Source organism: Serratia sp. BNK-33-b (genome assembly GCF_048684565.1).
Classification (GTDB): domain Bacteria; phylum Pseudomonadota; class Gammaproteobacteria; order Enterobacterales; family Enterobacteriaceae; genus Serratia; species Serratia marcescens.
Map to the genome: position 1 here is coordinate 3231170 of NZ_JBLQTZ010000001.1, position 14924 is coordinate 3246093.

The 14924-nt window shown below is 57.2% G+C and carries 15 protein-coding genes and 1 other annotated feature; of the genes, 14 read left to right on the plus strand and 1 reads right to left on the minus strand.

Going from position 1 to position 14924, the window contains the following annotated elements:
- Positions 1-99 precede the first annotated feature (99 nt).
- From hisL to hisIE, 9 genes are all read left to right on the plus strand, one after another.
- Positions 100-147, plus strand: a complete 48-nt coding sequence (gene hisL / locus ACMGGK_RS15545; RefSeq protein WP_100396937.1) for a his operon leader peptide — start codon at positions 100-102, stop codon at positions 145-147.
- Positions 123-249 (plus strand) — a sequence feature (His leader region). It overlaps the preceding gene by 25 nt.
- A 71-nt stretch (positions 250-320) precedes the next feature.
- Positions 321-1220, plus strand: a complete 900-nt coding sequence (hisG, locus tag ACMGGK_RS15550; RefSeq protein ID WP_004938793.1) for an ATP phosphoribosyltransferase — start codon at positions 321-323, stop codon at positions 1218-1220.
- 4 nt (positions 1221-1224) lie between these two features.
- Positions 1225-2532 (plus strand): histidinol dehydrogenase, encoded by a 1308-nt coding sequence (gene hisD, locus ACMGGK_RS15555; protein ID WP_033640853.1) that lies wholly within the window; start codon positions 1225-1227, stop codon positions 2530-2532.
- Positions 2529-3617, plus strand: a complete 1089-nt coding sequence (hisC, locus tag ACMGGK_RS15560) for a histidinol-phosphate transaminase (protein WP_420277013.1) — start codon at positions 2529-2531, stop codon at positions 3615-3617. Before hisD ends, hisC begins: the two co-directional genes overlap by 4 nt.
- Complete coding sequence (gene hisB, locus ACMGGK_RS15565; RefSeq protein WP_016928404.1) at positions 3614-4681, plus strand: bifunctional histidinol-phosphatase/imidazoleglycerol-phosphate dehydratase HisB; 1068 nt, start codon at positions 3614-3616, stop codon at positions 4679-4681. The genes hisC and hisB overlap by 4 nt, the downstream gene beginning before the upstream one ends.
- Entirely contained in the window at positions 4681-5271 is a 591-nt protein-coding gene (hisH, locus tag ACMGGK_RS15570) for an imidazole glycerol phosphate synthase subunit HisH (protein WP_004938803.1), read from the plus strand. The genes hisB and hisH overlap by 1 nt, the downstream gene beginning before the upstream one ends.
- Before the next feature lie 5 nt (positions 5272-5276).
- Positions 5277-6014 carry a 1-(5-phosphoribosyl)-5-[(5-phosphoribosylamino)methylideneamino]imidazole-4-carboxamide isomerase gene (gene hisA, locus ACMGGK_RS15575; RefSeq protein WP_420277014.1) on the plus strand — a complete coding sequence of 246 codons (738 nt, stop codon included), beginning with the start codon at positions 5277-5279 and terminating at the stop codon, positions 6012-6014.
- Positions 5996-6772, plus strand: coding sequence for an imidazole glycerol phosphate synthase subunit HisF (gene hisF / locus ACMGGK_RS15580; RefSeq protein WP_016928406.1), 777 nt, complete (start codon positions 5996-5998; stop codon positions 6770-6772). The genes hisA and hisF overlap by 19 nt, the downstream gene beginning before the upstream one ends.
- The gene (gene hisIE / locus ACMGGK_RS15585; RefSeq protein ID WP_049299812.1) at positions 6766-7386 is read left to right on the plus strand and encodes a bifunctional phosphoribosyl-AMP cyclohydrolase/phosphoribosyl-ATP diphosphatase HisIE; all 621 of its coding nucleotides are present in this window, start codon (positions 6766-6768) and stop codon (positions 7384-7386) included. Before hisF ends, hisIE begins: the two co-directional genes overlap by 7 nt.
- Before the next feature lie 75 nt (positions 7387-7461).
- Here the strand turns inward: hisIE and gndA are convergent, their stop codons facing one another.
- Positions 7462-8868, minus strand: coding sequence for an NADP-dependent phosphogluconate dehydrogenase (gene gndA, locus ACMGGK_RS15590; RefSeq protein ID WP_004938815.1), 1407 nt, complete (start codon positions 8866-8868; stop codon positions 7462-7464).
- A gap of 266 nt (positions 8869-9134) precedes the next feature.
- On the opposite strand from gndA, the gene ACMGGK_RS15595 reads away from it, so the two are divergent.
- Genes ACMGGK_RS15595 through ACMGGK_RS15615 form a run of 5 tightly spaced genes read left to right on the plus strand, consistent with a single transcriptional unit; the run spans position 9135 to position 14913 of the window.
- Complete coding sequence (locus ACMGGK_RS15595) at positions 9135-10451, plus strand: hypothetical protein (protein WP_239044395.1); 1317 nt, start codon at positions 9135-9137, stop codon at positions 10449-10451.
- Positions 10432-11703 carry an oligosaccharide flippase family protein gene (locus ACMGGK_RS15600; RefSeq protein ID WP_016928410.1) on the plus strand — a complete coding sequence of 424 codons (1272 nt, stop codon included), beginning with the start codon at positions 10432-10434 and terminating at the stop codon, positions 11701-11703. The genes ACMGGK_RS15595 and ACMGGK_RS15600 overlap by 20 nt, the downstream gene beginning before the upstream one ends.
- A gap of 50 nt (positions 11704-11753) precedes the next feature.
- On the plus strand, positions 11754-12647 hold the full coding sequence (locus ACMGGK_RS15605) for a glycosyltransferase family 2 protein (protein WP_161801398.1): 894 nt from the start codon (positions 11754-11756) through the stop codon (positions 12645-12647).
- A 7-nt stretch (positions 12648-12654) separates the two neighbouring features.
- Positions 12655-13743: a glycosyltransferase gene (locus tag ACMGGK_RS15610; protein ID WP_240429754.1), complete on the plus strand. Its 1089-nt coding sequence runs from the start codon at positions 12655-12657 to the stop codon at positions 13741-13743.
- Between the two features lie 30 nt (positions 13744-13773).
- Positions 13774-14913 (plus strand): glycosyltransferase family 4 protein, encoded by a 1140-nt coding sequence (locus tag ACMGGK_RS15615; protein WP_049299814.1) that lies wholly within the window; start codon positions 13774-13776, stop codon positions 14911-14913.
- Positions 14914-14924 lie beyond the last annotated feature (11 nt).

Sequence of the window (14924 nt, forward strand, 5' to 3'; positions counted from 1 at the left end):
TAAATTTATGACGTTAAAAAAGGGTTGCGCGGTGGACAGCGGATAGTTTAGCTTAATTGGCATACGGTTTTTACCGGCTTTTGATTAGAGAAAAACACCATGACACGCGTTCAGTTCAACCACCATCATCACCATCACCCTGACTAGTCTTTCAGGCGATGAGTGCTGGAAGACGGTTTGTTAATCTTCCAGTGGCGCGCAGAACGCAAGAGAGAGCCCTCGGAAGATTTCTTCCGAGGGTTTTTTTTTGGCTCCGGACAGACAGAAAAGAATAGTTTTTACAATAAATTCATAAAATTACAGATTAAACAGAGGTTACCATGCTGGACAAGACACGTTTACGGATCGCAATGCAGAAGTCGGGCCGCCTGAGCGATGAATCCCAGGAGCTGCTGGCGCGCTGCGGCATCAAGATCAACCTGCAGCAACAGCGTCTGATCGCCTTCGCGGAAAACATGCCGATCGATATCCTGCGCGTGCGCGACGACGATATTCCGGGCCTGGTGATGGACGGCGTGGTCGATCTCGGCATCATCGGCGAAAACGTGCTGGAAGAAGAACTGCTCAGCCGCCGCGCCCAGGGCGAAGACCCGCGTTACTTCACCCTGCGCCGCCTCGATTTCGGCGGCTGCCGCCTGTCGCTGGCCACCCCGCTCGACGCCGAATACACCGGCCCGCAAAGCCTGCAGGACGCCCGCATCGCCACCTCTTACCCGCACCTGCTGAAGCAATACCTCGACAAGCAGGGCGTGCGCTTCAAATCTTGCCTGCTGAACGGCTCGGTGGAAGTGGCGCCGCGCGCCGGCCTGGCCGACGCCATCTGCGATCTGGTCTCTACCGGCGCCACGCTGGAGGCCAACGGCCTGCGCGAAGTGGAGGTGATCTACCGCTCCAAGGCCTGCCTGATCCAGCGCGACGGCGAAATGCCGGAAGCCAAACAGCAGCTGATCGATCGCCTGATGACCCGCATTCAGGGCGTGATCCAGGCGCGTGAATCCAAATACATCATGCTGCACGCGCCGAGCGAGAAACTGGACGAGATCGTCGCGCTGCTGCCGGGCGCCGAGCGCCCGACCATTCTGCCGCTGGCCGGCGCGCAGAACCGCGTGGCGATGCACATGGTGAGCAGCGAAACCCTGTTCTGGGAAACCATGGAAAAACTGAAAGCGCTCGGCGCCAGCTCGATTCTGGTGCTGCCGATTGAAAAGATGATGGAGTAACGCCATGTCGACCTTCAACACGCCGATCGATTGGGCGACCAGCAGCGCCGAACGCCAGACCGAGCTGCTGATGCGCCCGGCAATCGCCGCCTCCGACAGTATCACCCGCACGGTGAGCGAAATCCTCGACAACGTGAAGGCCAACGGCGATCGGGCGCTGCGCGACTACAGCGCCCGTTTCGACAAGGCGGAAGTCTCGGCGCTGCGCGTCAGCGCCGAGCAGATCGCCGCCGCCGCCGCGCGGTTGGGCGACGACATCAAACAGGCGATGGCGGTTGCCGTCGCCAACGTGGAAACCTTCCACAACGCGCAGCGACTGCCGCCGGTGGACGTCGAAACGCAACCGGGCGTGCGCTGCCAACAGGTGACCCGCCCTATCGACTCGGTGGGTCTGTATATTCCCGGCGGATCGGCGCCGCTGTTCTCCACCGTGCTGATGCTGGCGACGCCGGCGCGCATCGCCGGCTGCCGCCGGGTGGTGCTGTGCTCGCCGCCGCCGATCGCCGATGAGATCCTGTATGCGGCGCAGCTGTGCGGCGTGCAGGAAGTGTTTCAGGTCGGGGGCGCGCAGGCGATCGCCGCCCTGGCGTTCGGCACCGAGAGCGTGCCGCGCGTGGCGAAGATCTTCGGGCCGGGCAACGCCTTCGTGACCGAAGCCAAGCGGCAGGTCAGCCAGCGCCTCGACGGCGCGGCCATCGACATGCCTGCCGGCCCTTCGGAGGTGCTGGTGATCGCCGACGCCGGCGCCACCCCGGCATTCGTCGCTTCCGATCTGCTGTCGCAGGCCGAACACGGCCCGGATTCGCAGGTGATCCTGCTGACGCCGGACGCGGCGATGGCGCAGGCGGTGGCCGACGCGGTGGAAAGCCAGCTGGCCGAGCTGCCGCGTGCCGAGACCGCCCGTCAGGCGCTGGCGAGCAGCCGCCTGATCGTAGCGCGCGATCTGTCCGAGTGCGTGGCGATCAGCAACCGCTACGGCCCGGAGCACCTGATTATTCAGACCCGCAATGCGCGTGAACTGGTGGACGGCATCACCAGCGCCGGTTCGGTGTTCCTCGGCGACTGGTCGCCGGAGTCCGCCGGCGATTACGCCTCCGGCACCAACCACGTGCTGCCGACCTACGGCTACACCGCCACCTGCTCCAGCCTGGGGCTGGCCGATTTTCAAAAACGCATGACGGTGCAGGAACTGACGCCGCAGGGCTTCAGCAACCTGGCCGCCACCATCGAGACGCTGGCTGCCGCCGAGCAGTTGATCGCCCACAAGAATGCCGTGACCCTGCGCGTCGCCGCCCTGAAGGAGCAAGCATGAGCATCGAAAAACTGGCGCGCGCCAACGTTCGCGAGCTGACCCCTTATCAATCGGCGCGCCGCCTCGGCGGCAAGGGCGACGTATGGCTGAACGCCAACGAATACCCGATCGCCCCGGAATTCCAGCTGACCGCGCAAACCTTCAACCGCTATCCGGAGTGCCAGCCGGCGCAGGTGATCGAACGCTACGCCGCCTATGCCGGGGTGAAGAAAGAGCAGGTGCTGGTCAGCCGCGGCGCCGATGAAGGCATCGAGCTGCTGATCCGCGCCTTCTGCGAGCCGGGCAAAGACGCCATTCTGTTCTGCCCGCCGACCTACGGCATGTACGCCGTCAGCGCCGAAACCTTCGGCGTGGAGCGCCGCACCGTGGCCGCCAAAGAAGACTGGCAGCTGGATCTGCCGGCCATCGCGGACAGCCTGGACAACGTAAAGCTGCTCTACGTCTGCAGCCCGAACAACCCAACCGGCAACCTGATCGATCCGGACGATCTACGCAGCCTGCTGGAGCTGGCCAAAGGCAAGGCGATCGTCGCGGTGGACGAAGCCTATATCGAGTTTTGCCCGCAGGCTTCGGTAGCCGGCTGGCTGAGTGACTACCCGCACCTGGCTATTCTGCGCACGCTGTCGAAGGCCTTTGCGCTGGCCGGCCTGCGCTGCGGCTTTACGCTCGCCAATGAAGATCTGATTGCCCTACTGCTGAAGGTGATCGCGCCTTACCCGCTCTCGACGCCGGTGGCGGATATCGCCGCGCAGGCGCTGAGCGAGGAAGGTATCCGCACCATGCGCCAGCGCGTCACCGACATCGCAGCCACCCGCAGCTGGCTGCAGCAACAGCTGGAGAAATGCGCCTGCGTCGAGCAGGTTTTCGCCAGCGACAGCAATTACCTGCTGGCCCGCTTCACCGCCTCAAGTAATGTGTTTAAAAGCTTGTGGGATCAGGGCATTATCTTACGAGACCAAAACAAACAGCCCGGGTTGTCCGGCTGCCTGCGCATCACCATAGGCACCCGCGACGAATGTCAACGCGTGGTAGACGCCTTGTCCGTCCTGCCCGGCGCCAACCAGACTCGCCAGGAGCCAATGTGAGCCAAAAAATCCTCTTTATCGATCGTGACGGCACGCTGATCGCCGAGCCACCGGAAGATTTCCAGGTTGACCGCCTGGACAAGCTGGCGCTCGAGCCAGACGTGATCCCTTCCCTGCTGGCGCTGCAACAGGCGGGGTATCAGCTGGTGATGATCACCAATCAGGATGGGCTCGGCACCGCCAGTTTCCCGCAGGAAACCTTCGATCCGCCGCACAACCTGATGATGCAGATCCTCAGCTCCCAGGGCATTCAGTTCACCGATGTGCTGATCTGCCCGCACCTGCCGGCGGACAACTGCGACTGCCGCAAGCCGAAAACCGCGCTGGTGAAGGGCTACCTGGAACCCGGCGTGCTCGATACCGCACACAGCTACGTGATCGGCGATCGGCCGACCGATGTGCAGCTGGCGGAAAATATGGGCATCCAGGGGCTGCGTTACCAGCGCGGCGTGCTGGGTTGGAAAGAGATCGTGCGCCAGCTGACCCTGCGTGACCGTCACGCGCGGGTTAACCGCGTGACCAAAGAGACGCAGATCGACGTCAACGTGTGGCTGGATCGCGAAGGCGGCAGCAAAATCAAAACCGGCGTCGGCTTCTTCGACCACATGCTGGATCAGATCGCCACCCACGGCGGCTTCCGCATGGAGATCGACGTCAAAGGCGACCTGTATATCGACGATCACCACACGGTAGAAGACACCGGCCTGGCGCTGGGTGAAGCGCTGAACAAGGCATTGGGCGACAAGCGCGGCATCGCCCGCTTCGGCTTCGTGTTACCGATGGACGAATGCCTGGCGCGCTGCGCGCTGGATATCTCCGGCCGCCCGCACCTGGAGTACAAAGCCGAGTTCAACTATCAGCGCGTCGGCGATCTCAGCACCGAAATGGTCGAGCACTTCTTCCGTTCGCTGTCTTACACCATGGGCTGCACGCTGCACCTGAAGACCAAGGGCAAAAACGACCACCACCGGGTCGAGAGCCTGTTCAAAGTGTTTGGCCGCACGCTGCGCCAGGCGATCCGCGTCGAGGGCAATACCCTGCCGAGTTCGAAAGGAGTGCTGTGATGAACGTGGTGATTTTGGATACCGGCTGCGCCAACCTGGCCTCCGTCACCTACGCGGTGCGGCGCCTGGGCTATCAGCCGGAGGTGAGCCGCGATCCGGAGATCGTGCTGCGCGCCGACAAGCTGTTCCTGCCAGGCGTCGGCACCGCGCAGGCGGCGATGGATCAGCTGCGCGAGCGCGATTTGATCGAACTGATCAGGGCCTGCACGCAGCCGGTGCTGGGCATTTGCCTCGGCATGCAGCTGCTGGCGGCCAGCAGCGAAGAGAACGGCGGTGTGACCACGCTCGGCCTCATCGATACGCCGGTGAAGCAGATGACCGACTTCGGCCTGCCGCTGCCGCACATGGGCTGGAACCAGGTGTCCGCGCAGGCGGGCCACCATCTGTTCCGCGGCATCGATGACGGCGCCTACTTCTATTTCGTACACAGCTATGCGATGCCGATATGCCCCAGCACCATCGCCCAGGCGAACTACGGCGAGCCCTTCACCGCCGCCGTGCAAAAAGACAATTTCTTCGGCGTGCAGTTTCATCCAGAACGTTCTGGAGCGGCCGGCGCGCAACTGTTGAAAAACTTTCTGGAGATGTAGGCAGCATGATTATTCCGGCTTTGGATTTGATCGACGGCAACGTGGTGCGTTTGCATCAGGGCGATTACGGCCAACAGCGCGACTACGGCAACGATCCGCTGCTGCGCCTGCAGGACTATCAACAACAGGGCGCCCAGGTGCTGCACCTGGTCGATTTGACCGGCGCCAAGGATCCGGCGGCGCGCCAGATCCCGCTGCTGCGCAAACTGCTGGCGGGGGTTGAGGTGCCGGTGCAGGTCGGCGGCGGCATCCGCAACGAGCAAGACGTCAGCGCCCTGCTGGAGGCCGGTGCCACGCGCGTGGTGATCGGCTCCACCGCGGTGAAACAACCGCAGTTGGTGCAGAGCTGGTTCGAGCGCTACGGCGCCGACGCGCTGGTGCTGGCGCTGGACGTGCGCATCGACGCACAGGGCGTAAAACGCGTGGCCATCAGCGGCTGGCAAGAAGATTCCGACGCCACGCTGGAACAGGTGGTGGAGCAGTTCCTGCCCTACGGGCTCAAGCACGTGCTGTGCACCGATATTTCGCGCGACGGCACGCTGGCCGGTTCCAACGTGGCGCTGTATCAGGCGATCAGCCGCCGTTATCCGCAGGTGGCCTTCCAGGCCTCGGGCGGCATCGGCAATCTGGACGACATCGCCCAGCTGCGCGGCAGCGGCGTTGCCGGCGTGATCGTGGGGCGCGCCCTGCTGGAAGGTAAATTTAGCGTTGAGGAGGCGATCGCATGCTGGCAAAACGGATAATCCCGTGCCTGGATGTTAAAGACGGGCAAGTGGTGAAAGGCGTGCAGTTCCGCAACCACGAAATCATCGGCGACATCGTGCCGCTGGCGCAGCGCTATGCGCAAGAAGGCGCGGACGAGCTGGTGTTTTACGATATCACCGCCTCAAGCGATGGCCGGGTGGTGGACAAAAGCTGGGTGTCGCGCGTGGCGGAGGTGATTGATATTCCGTTCTGCGTCGCCGGCGGCATTAAAAGCGCCGAGGACGCCAGCCAGATCCTGTCTTTCGGCGCCGACAAGATTTCGATCAACTCGCCGGCGCTGGCCGATCCTGAGCTGATTAGCCGCCTGGCTGAACGCTTTGGCGTGCAGTGCATCGTGGTGGGCATCGACACCTGGTTCGACAGTGAAACCGGCAAGTATCATGTCAACCAATATACCGGCGACGAGAGCCGCACCCGAATCACCCAGTGGGAAACCCTCGACTGGGTGCAGGAAGTGCAGCGCCGCGGCGCCGGTGAGATCGTGCTGAACATGATGAACCAGGACGGCGTGCGCAACGGTTACGATCTGCAGCAGCTGCGCCGGGTGCGCGAGGCCTGCAAGGTGCCGCTGATCGCCTCCGGCGGCGCGGGCACCATGGCGCACTTCCTGGAAGCGTTCCGCGATGCGGACGTCGACGGTGCGCTGGCTGCATCGGTGTTCCACAAACAAATCATCAATATCGGCGAACTGAAAAGGTTCCTGGTCGAACAAGGCGTGGAGATTCGCGTGTGCTGACAGAACAACAGAGAAACCAGCTGGACTGGGAAAAAACCGACGGCCTGATGCCAGCCATCGTGCAGCACGCCGTTTCCGGCGAAGTGCTGATGCTGGGTTACATGACGCCGGAAGCGCTGGCGACCACCGAGCAAAGCGGCAACGTCACCTTCTTCTCGCGCACCAAGCAGCGCCTGTGGACCAAGGGTGAAAGCTCCGGCCACTTCCTCAAGGTGGTCAGCATCACGCCGGACTGCGATAACGACACGCTGCTGATATTGGCCACCCCGATCGGCCCGACCTGCCACCTCGGCAACAGCAGCTGCTTCCACCCGGCCGCCAGCGACTGGACGTTCCTCTATCAGTTGGAACAGCTGTTGGCGGAGCGCAAGCACGCCAGCCCGGACAGCTCGTACACCGCCAGCCTGTACGCCAGCGGCACCAAGCGCATCGCGCAGAAGGTCGGGGAGGAAGGCGTGGAAACCGCGCTGGCCGCCACGGTCAACGATCGCGAAGAGCTGACCAACGAAGCTTCGGACCTGATCTATCACCTGCTGGTGCTGCTGCAGGACCAGGATTTGGATATGAGCGCGGTGATCGGCCGGCTGCGCGAAAGGCATCAGAAAAAAGCGTGACGTTAAATCACGCGCAATAAAAAAAGCCGCCGGGCGTTAACCTCGGCGGCTTTTTTTATCGCTCAACGGGCGGGATTATTCCATCCATTCGGTATGGAACACGCCTTCCTTGTCGATACGTTTATAGGTGTGCGCACCAAAGTAGTCGCGCTGCGCCTGGATCAGGTTCGCCGGCAGCACCGCAGAACGGTAGCTGTCGTAGTAGGCGATCGCGGCGGAGAAGGTTGGCGTAGGAATGCCGTTCTGCACGGCGTAAGCCACCACGTCACGCAGCGCCTGCTGGTACTCGTCGGCGATTTGCTTGAAGTATGGCGCCAGCAGCAGGTTGGCGATATCGGCGTCCGCCGCGTAAGCGTCGGTGATCTTCTGCAGGAACTGGGCGCGGATGATGCAGCCGGCGCGGAAGATCTTGGCGATTTCGCCGTAGTGCAGATCCCAGTTGTTTTCTTTAGACGCGGCTTTCAGCTGAGAGAAGCCCTGCGCGTAGGACACGATCTTGCCCAGATACAGCGCGCGACGCACTTTCTCGATGAATTCAGCTTTGTCGCCGGTGAACGGCGCCACTTTCGGGCCGGTCAGCACTTTAGACGCGGCAACGCGCTGATCTTTCAGCGAGGACAGGTAGCGCGCGAACACCGATTCGGTGATCAGCGACAGCGGTTCGCCCAGATCCAGCGAGCTCTGGCTGGTCCACTTGCCGGTGCCTTTGTTGGCAGCTTCGTCCAGGATCACATCGACCAGGTATTTACCCTCTTCGTCTTTCTTGGTGAAGATGTCTTTGGTGATGTCGATCAGGTAGCTGTTCAGTTCGCCCTTGTTCCATTCGGCGAAGGTTTCGGCCAGCTGCTCGTTGCTCAGATTCAGCGCCTGTTTCAGCAGAGAATAGGCTTCGGCAATCAGCTGCATGTCGCCGTATTCGATGCCGTTGTGCACCATCTTCACATAGTGGCCGGCACCGTCTGCGCCAATGTAGGTCACGCAAGGCTCGCCTTCCGCAACCGCAGCGATTTTCTCCAGGATCGGCGCCACCAGCTCATAAGCTTCTTTCTGGCCGCCAGGCATGATGGAAGGCCCTTTCAGCGCGCCCTCTTCACCGCCGGAAACGCCGGTACCGATGAAATTGAAGCCCTGGTCGGACAGTTCGCGGTTACGGCGGATGGTGTCCTGATAGTAGGTGTTGCCGCCGTCGATCAAGATATCGCCCTTGTCCAGGTGCGGAGTCAGCGAGGCAATGGTTTTATCCGTTGCTTCGCCCGCTTTCACCATCAGCAGGATGCGGCGCGGTTTTTCCAGCGATTCGACAAACTCTTCAACGGTGTAATACGGCGCCAGGTTTTTGCCCGGGTTCTCAGCGATCACTTCGTCAGTTTTGTCGCCAGAACGGTTGAAAATGGAAACGGTGTAACCACGGCTCTCGATGTTCAGCGCGAGGTTGCGGCCCATTACCGCCATGCCGACAACGCCGATTTGTTGCTTGGACATTTAGGAACTCCTGTCTGAGGATGACCCTGCAGGCAACGTCGGCCAGCAGGTTTTGTGATGTGGCACACATGTTAACTCAGGATTGCCTCGTGTGGGTAGTGATTGGTGCGATAGACGGTTGACAAAGAATGCTGCTAAAACAGTCAAGCACAGCGACTGAAGTCACTAAAAAAATGCAGGAAGATTGCGTGTTAAAGGTGAAGGTTTATTGATGACGAGCACGGATCCTGTACAATCTCGCAGTTAAATCACAGTTGGGGTCAAAAGTGCGCGTACTTTCCTGCATTTTCTCTATTATTTTCATCGTGTTCTCAATGTTGGGAACGATTAAGATTTATATTGGCGGCAATTTTAATTGGCTCATCCAGTTGATGTTGCTGTCCGCTGCGGCTGCCACCTCATTGATGGCCTCACCTCTTTCGCCGGCGCAAACGGTTCGCGCACGACTGCGCAACCTGCGCAACTACAAGCCCATGATGATAGGCTGGCTGCTGTTTATGGCAGGCATAGCTATAGCGGCGGTGATGAATCACGGCACAGGGCTGTATACGTTGGCGAAATACGTCGCTTTCATGTTTGCACTTCTCTGCCTGTTGCTAATTTCCCCGCTCTCATCCGCTTTGCTTGAAAAAGCGCTTAGCATCACACTCGTCATTTCATTGGTGCCGCTGATACTTTTGGCGCTCTTCCGCCAACTTGACGCGATGGTGATTTTAGGCGATGGACGCATGGGGTGGCTCGCCAGTTGGCCCGGTGTCATTTGGAAAATCGGCGCCTTTGTATGGCCTTTTGCTGTTTGGCGCTGCTTAAAAAAAACCAATTTTATCAATGTGCTGTTAGCATTCGGCGCAGTGCTGGTCATGGCGCTTGACGGTAGCCGTACCTCTATGCTGTGGCTGGCGTTAGTATGGGGAGCCTTGGCAATGATTGCCTTCTTTGCTCGCGTGCAAACCCAGCCTGTGCGCGGTCATCTTAGCCTGATAGTCGTGACCTTGCTGTCGTTCTCACTTATTCAGCCCGTACTCTTGGGCTGGGTTTCAGGAGATTATGACAAACTGCTTGTTCAATTGATGGAGAAGCGCACGAGCAATCATGCCGATACGGCCAACCTCAGTATTAGTCATACTCTCGAAGAAACTTTGGCCGCGCCAAAAGAAACGACGGCAGACCGTTTGGTCAAAGGCGACAACAGTATACGTTTGCAAATGCTGCACACCGGGTGGCAGCAAACCGTAGATAAATTCCCTTGGGGAGGCGGTTTTGGCAGCACTCGGGTCGATGATTTTGGCGCCGACAGCGTGATTCACATGACCTATCTTCAGTTATTGGCTGATGAGGGCGTTTTATCGTTCATCGGCTACCTGCTGTTTATTTTGACTCCTCTCTATTACGGTCTGAAATTCGTCTTCGAAAAGCGGGAGCTTTTTGTCGAACGCTTCGAGTCTATGTTGAGTCCCTTATCGGTGCTGGCTCTGTTCTTGTTCATGGGATGTTTCCACCCCCTCAGCAATGAGTTAACCGAATGGGCCATCGTTTTAACCGCAATTTCTATTGTGATATGCCATGTCCCGCGTCGCGACTAATACCTTTTGGTTAATGCTGGCACAAATAGGCGGGTTGTTCATTCCGCTTATCGAATTGCCCGTACTGGCTCGCGCTCTAGGCCAACAAAACTACGGGCAAGTGCTTTATGCGCTAGGCATCGCTCTGACAGCCTCGGTATTTGTTGAATTCGGCTTCAATTTCAGCGCCGCGCGTGCCGTTGTCAAGATCAGAGAAAACAAGCAACAGCTGGCTCAGTTGGTAAGCAATGTGTTGTTTGCCAAACTGCTGCTCAGTATGGCCGTTGGTGTCGCCGTAGCCGTCCTGATCCTGACAGGCTCCGGTGCCACGACGATCCCTCATCATTGGTTCGTGTGGATATCGCTATTCATTCTGGCGTTCGGTTTTACACCGCTATGGTACTACGTCGGGATCGAAAAACTGGTTTTGCCGGCATTGCTGGATTTAGGCTTACGCAGCACGGGGCTTTTATTTACCATTTTGCTGGTGTCCTCACCACAACACGCTCAACGTGTACTCATGATTCAAGCCACTGTGGGCATCATTAACACCCTACTTCCAACCTTGCTGATGATGCGCTCCACTGGTTTAGGTCGCATCAGCTTTCGCGGTGCCGTTACCGTTCTGCGTGAAAGCTGGGAACTCTTTTTATACAAAGGGGCTCAAAGCATCATGGGGTCGATCGCGTCTACACTACTGGGATTATTGGGCGGAGCTCGTACGGTTGGCGCCTTTGTGCCCGCCGAAAAACTGGTTCGAGCTGCGAGCGGTTTAGCAGCCCCCGTTCTGAATGCTGCGTTTCCCCATCTGGTCAGACTGCAATCCGACTCGACGCATACCGCAAAACGGGTTGTTACCCTCGCGCTGGGAGCGTTGTTCACCGTAACGATCGCCTTCGCTCTGCTGACCGTTTGGCTAGCCGGTTGGCTGGTGAATACCATCTTCGGCCCCGGCTATCAGGATGCCATTGAGCTATTAAGCATTTTGGTATGGGTTGTCCCTTTACGCATTTGCAGCATGGCGTTGGCCATATTGTGGTTTATACCTGGCGGTAAAGAGCAAGTTGCCAGCCGGGTCATGATGATCAATATAGCGATAATCTGCCTGCTTGCCTTCCTCCTGGTTCCCACATTAGGCGGATTAGGCATGACTATCGCCTTCTTGGTTGCAGAGATAACCATGTTTTCCTTATTGCTTTTTTTATTCTGTCGAAAACCGTCAGGTGTCGCGCCACAAACACCTACACTTGCCCGATTGCGGCACCGACAGTAACAGGATAGTCATGAGTCATTGCTTTATTCTCGATTGTGAAGGAAGCCAGTTTGAGTAACTTTGCCCTAAGCGTGGTTATAACTACCTATAACCGCCCAGATCTGCTCGCGCGCGCAGTGGATTCCGTTGTGACCGAAAGGAGTAGGCACAACAAGATACAAATCATAGTGGTTGACGACGCGTCCACGACAGCGCAGCCGGAACTTGCTATAGACGACCTGATCTTTCATCGCATGCCCGTCAACGGCGGCCCTGGTCCCGCTCGCATGCAAGGCTTAGCGTTGGCTAGCTCCCCCTGGGTCTTGATGCTTGACGATGACGATACGCTCGAACCCGGTACGGCTGAGTATTTGGCCGCACGTCTACCCGAACCTGAAACGTCGATGTATCCGGTGTATCAATTTGCCGTCAGCAAGAAAAATCAGAAAGAAGAATTTCGTCTGATCACTTTCGATGACTACGTGAACAAAACCATTACCGGCGATTTCACGCCCGTTTTTGATCGTGAACAATTTTTAGGTACCGGCTTACGCTATCCTGAAAATCGCGCCGGTGGCGAACACCTGCTGTGGTGGAAAGTTGCGGAGAAATTCGGTATTCCTTCGTATGATCGGCCGTTGGTTCGGGTTTCCAACGATGCCACAGTGCGCTTGACGCATTTTTCATCGCAAATCAGCAAGGCCGCCTACCACCAGCAACTGGCTGAAATGGCGCTGGCCGATTTCGGCGAGCGGCTGCAGCGCGATCATCCCGAGGAGTTTCGCCGGATACGTTTGGCGCATATTACCTATAGCTTGCTTAACCGACAGTGTGCGACGGCACGCCAATCGTTAAAAAATGCTCCGCTCGGCGACAAGTTAAAAATGGCTTTATGGACGATCAGTTGGTTACCGCATTCTCTGATCAAGAAGTTATTCATTTCTTATCGTCAGCGCCAAGGGTAAAACAGCGATGCGTATAGACTACGTGATCACCGGTCTTGAGATCGGCGGCGCCGAATATCAAGTTGTCACGCTGCTCGAGAAATTGGCCGAGCGCGGCCATCAAGTGCGCCTGATCTCATTGATACCACCGACATCTGCAGTATTTGTCGATCGATTGGCCACCGCCGGCGTCCCACTCCACGATCTGGGCATGCGTTCAGGTAAAGACTTGCCGCTCGCACTGCTCCGCTTGCGCAAGGAACTGTTGCGCAATCGGCCGGATGTCGTACACAGCCATATGGTGCACGCGAACCTGTTGGCTCGCCTGGTGCGGTTGTTCACGCCTTCTTTGAAATTAGTTTGCACGGCGCACAACACTCATGAAGGCGGAAAAATTCGCGATTGGGCATATCGCCTGACCAACCCGCTCAGCCAGTTGAACACAACGATCAGCGAAGCGGCCACACGCCGGTTTATTGGCGAACGCGTTTTCAAGGCACGCAATACTCGTACCATTCCCAATGGAATTGATACTGCCAGGTTCAGCCCAGGGAAAGAACACAGCGCCTCTTTAGAGCGCCCTTTCCGCTGGTTGGCCGTCGGGCGTCTGGTCGAACAGAAAGATTACCCGACGCTGATTGCGGCCTTTGGCAAACTCTCAGACAGCCAACTACTGATCGCCGGCCAAGGCCCATTGTTTGAAACTTTACAACGACAGGTTGAGCAGGCTGGATTGGAAAAACGCATTGAATTTCTTGGCGTTCGTAATGATATTGAGCAACTGTATCGCCAGGTCGATGGTTTTGTCTTGTCATCGGAATGGGAAGGATATGGCTTGGTCGTCGCTGAAGCGATGGCTTCTGAACTTCCTGTCGTCGTCACCAATAGCGGCGGCCCCGGAGAAATCATCGGCAATACGGGCGAGAATGGTTTGCTGGTTCCGATCAAAGACCCTGAAGCGCTCGCCAATGCCATGGCTTCGATAGAAAGGATGTCCTTGCAAGATAGGCGACATTTAGGTCAGCATGCTCGACGTCGTGTCAAAGAAAAATACGCTTTAGATGAAATAGTTACACAGTGGGAATGTATTTATACAGAGCTAAAAAACAATAATTAATGGCTTTGGCGGTATATTGATAAGGTTTTTATGAAAATAGCACTAATAGGTACAGCAGCAAATTGTGTGGTTGGCTTTAGAGCCGATCTGATAAAGTCATTGCACCAGCAGGGGCATACGGTTTACGCCCTGGCTCTGGATTATGATGACAACACCCGCATGCAGGTTACAAATCTGGGAGCGATACCGGTTGACTATAAATTCAGCCGGACAGGCCTCAATCCGCTAAAAGATTTCCTGGATACCTATGCGCTTAGCAAACAGTTAAAGCGTTTAGCTCCCGACCTGGTTTTTTCCTATTTTTCTAAACCCAGCATCTTTGGCACTTTGGCGGCAGTCATGGCGGGCGTTAAAAAACGTTACGCGATGCTGGAAGGCTTGGGCTACCTATTTACTGAACAGCCGCAAGGTGTGAGCAGGAAAGTAAGGCTTTTAAAAAAGATTCAGGTCATGCTCTACCGTTGTATCTTCCCAAGCCTTGATGCGCTCATTCTTCTGAATCCTGACGATCGTCATGATCTGCTGGTTAACTGCAAAATCAACGTCAAGCAGGCACATGTCTTAGGCGGTATCGGTTTGAATCTGGCTGACTATCCTTTCACGCCCCCTCCGACGTCCCCCGTTTCCTTCATCTTTATCGCCCGTTTGTTGGCCGAAAAAGGGGTTCACGAATACGTCGCCGCCGCAAAAATAGTTAAAGCTAAATACCCAGAAACTCGCTTCTATATGTTAGGCGCGATAGATACGCAAAACCCAGGTAGCTTAACAGTAAAATGCCTGAATAATTTAATTGAAGACGATATCATCATCGCCCCAGGCCATGTTTCAAACGTGGCGGAATGGATTGCGAAGTCCAGCGTTTTCGTTTTACCTTCCTACTATCGCGAAGGGATCCCGCGTAGTACTCAGGAAGCAATGGCCATGGGACGTGCCGTTTTAAGCACGGATGTGCCGGGTTGTCGGGAAACAGTAGTTCAAGGCGTTAACGGTTATTTAGTCAAACGCTGGTCACATGCTGAGCTAGCGGAAAAGATGTGCGAATTGATCGAAAACCCACAAAAGATAACGGATATGGGACTTGCCAGTTATCAATTGGCCCAAGAAAAATTTGACGCAGACAAAGTCAATAATCGCCTATTGGAATTGCTGGAGATTCCTCAAACTCGGTGATGTCAAGCCAA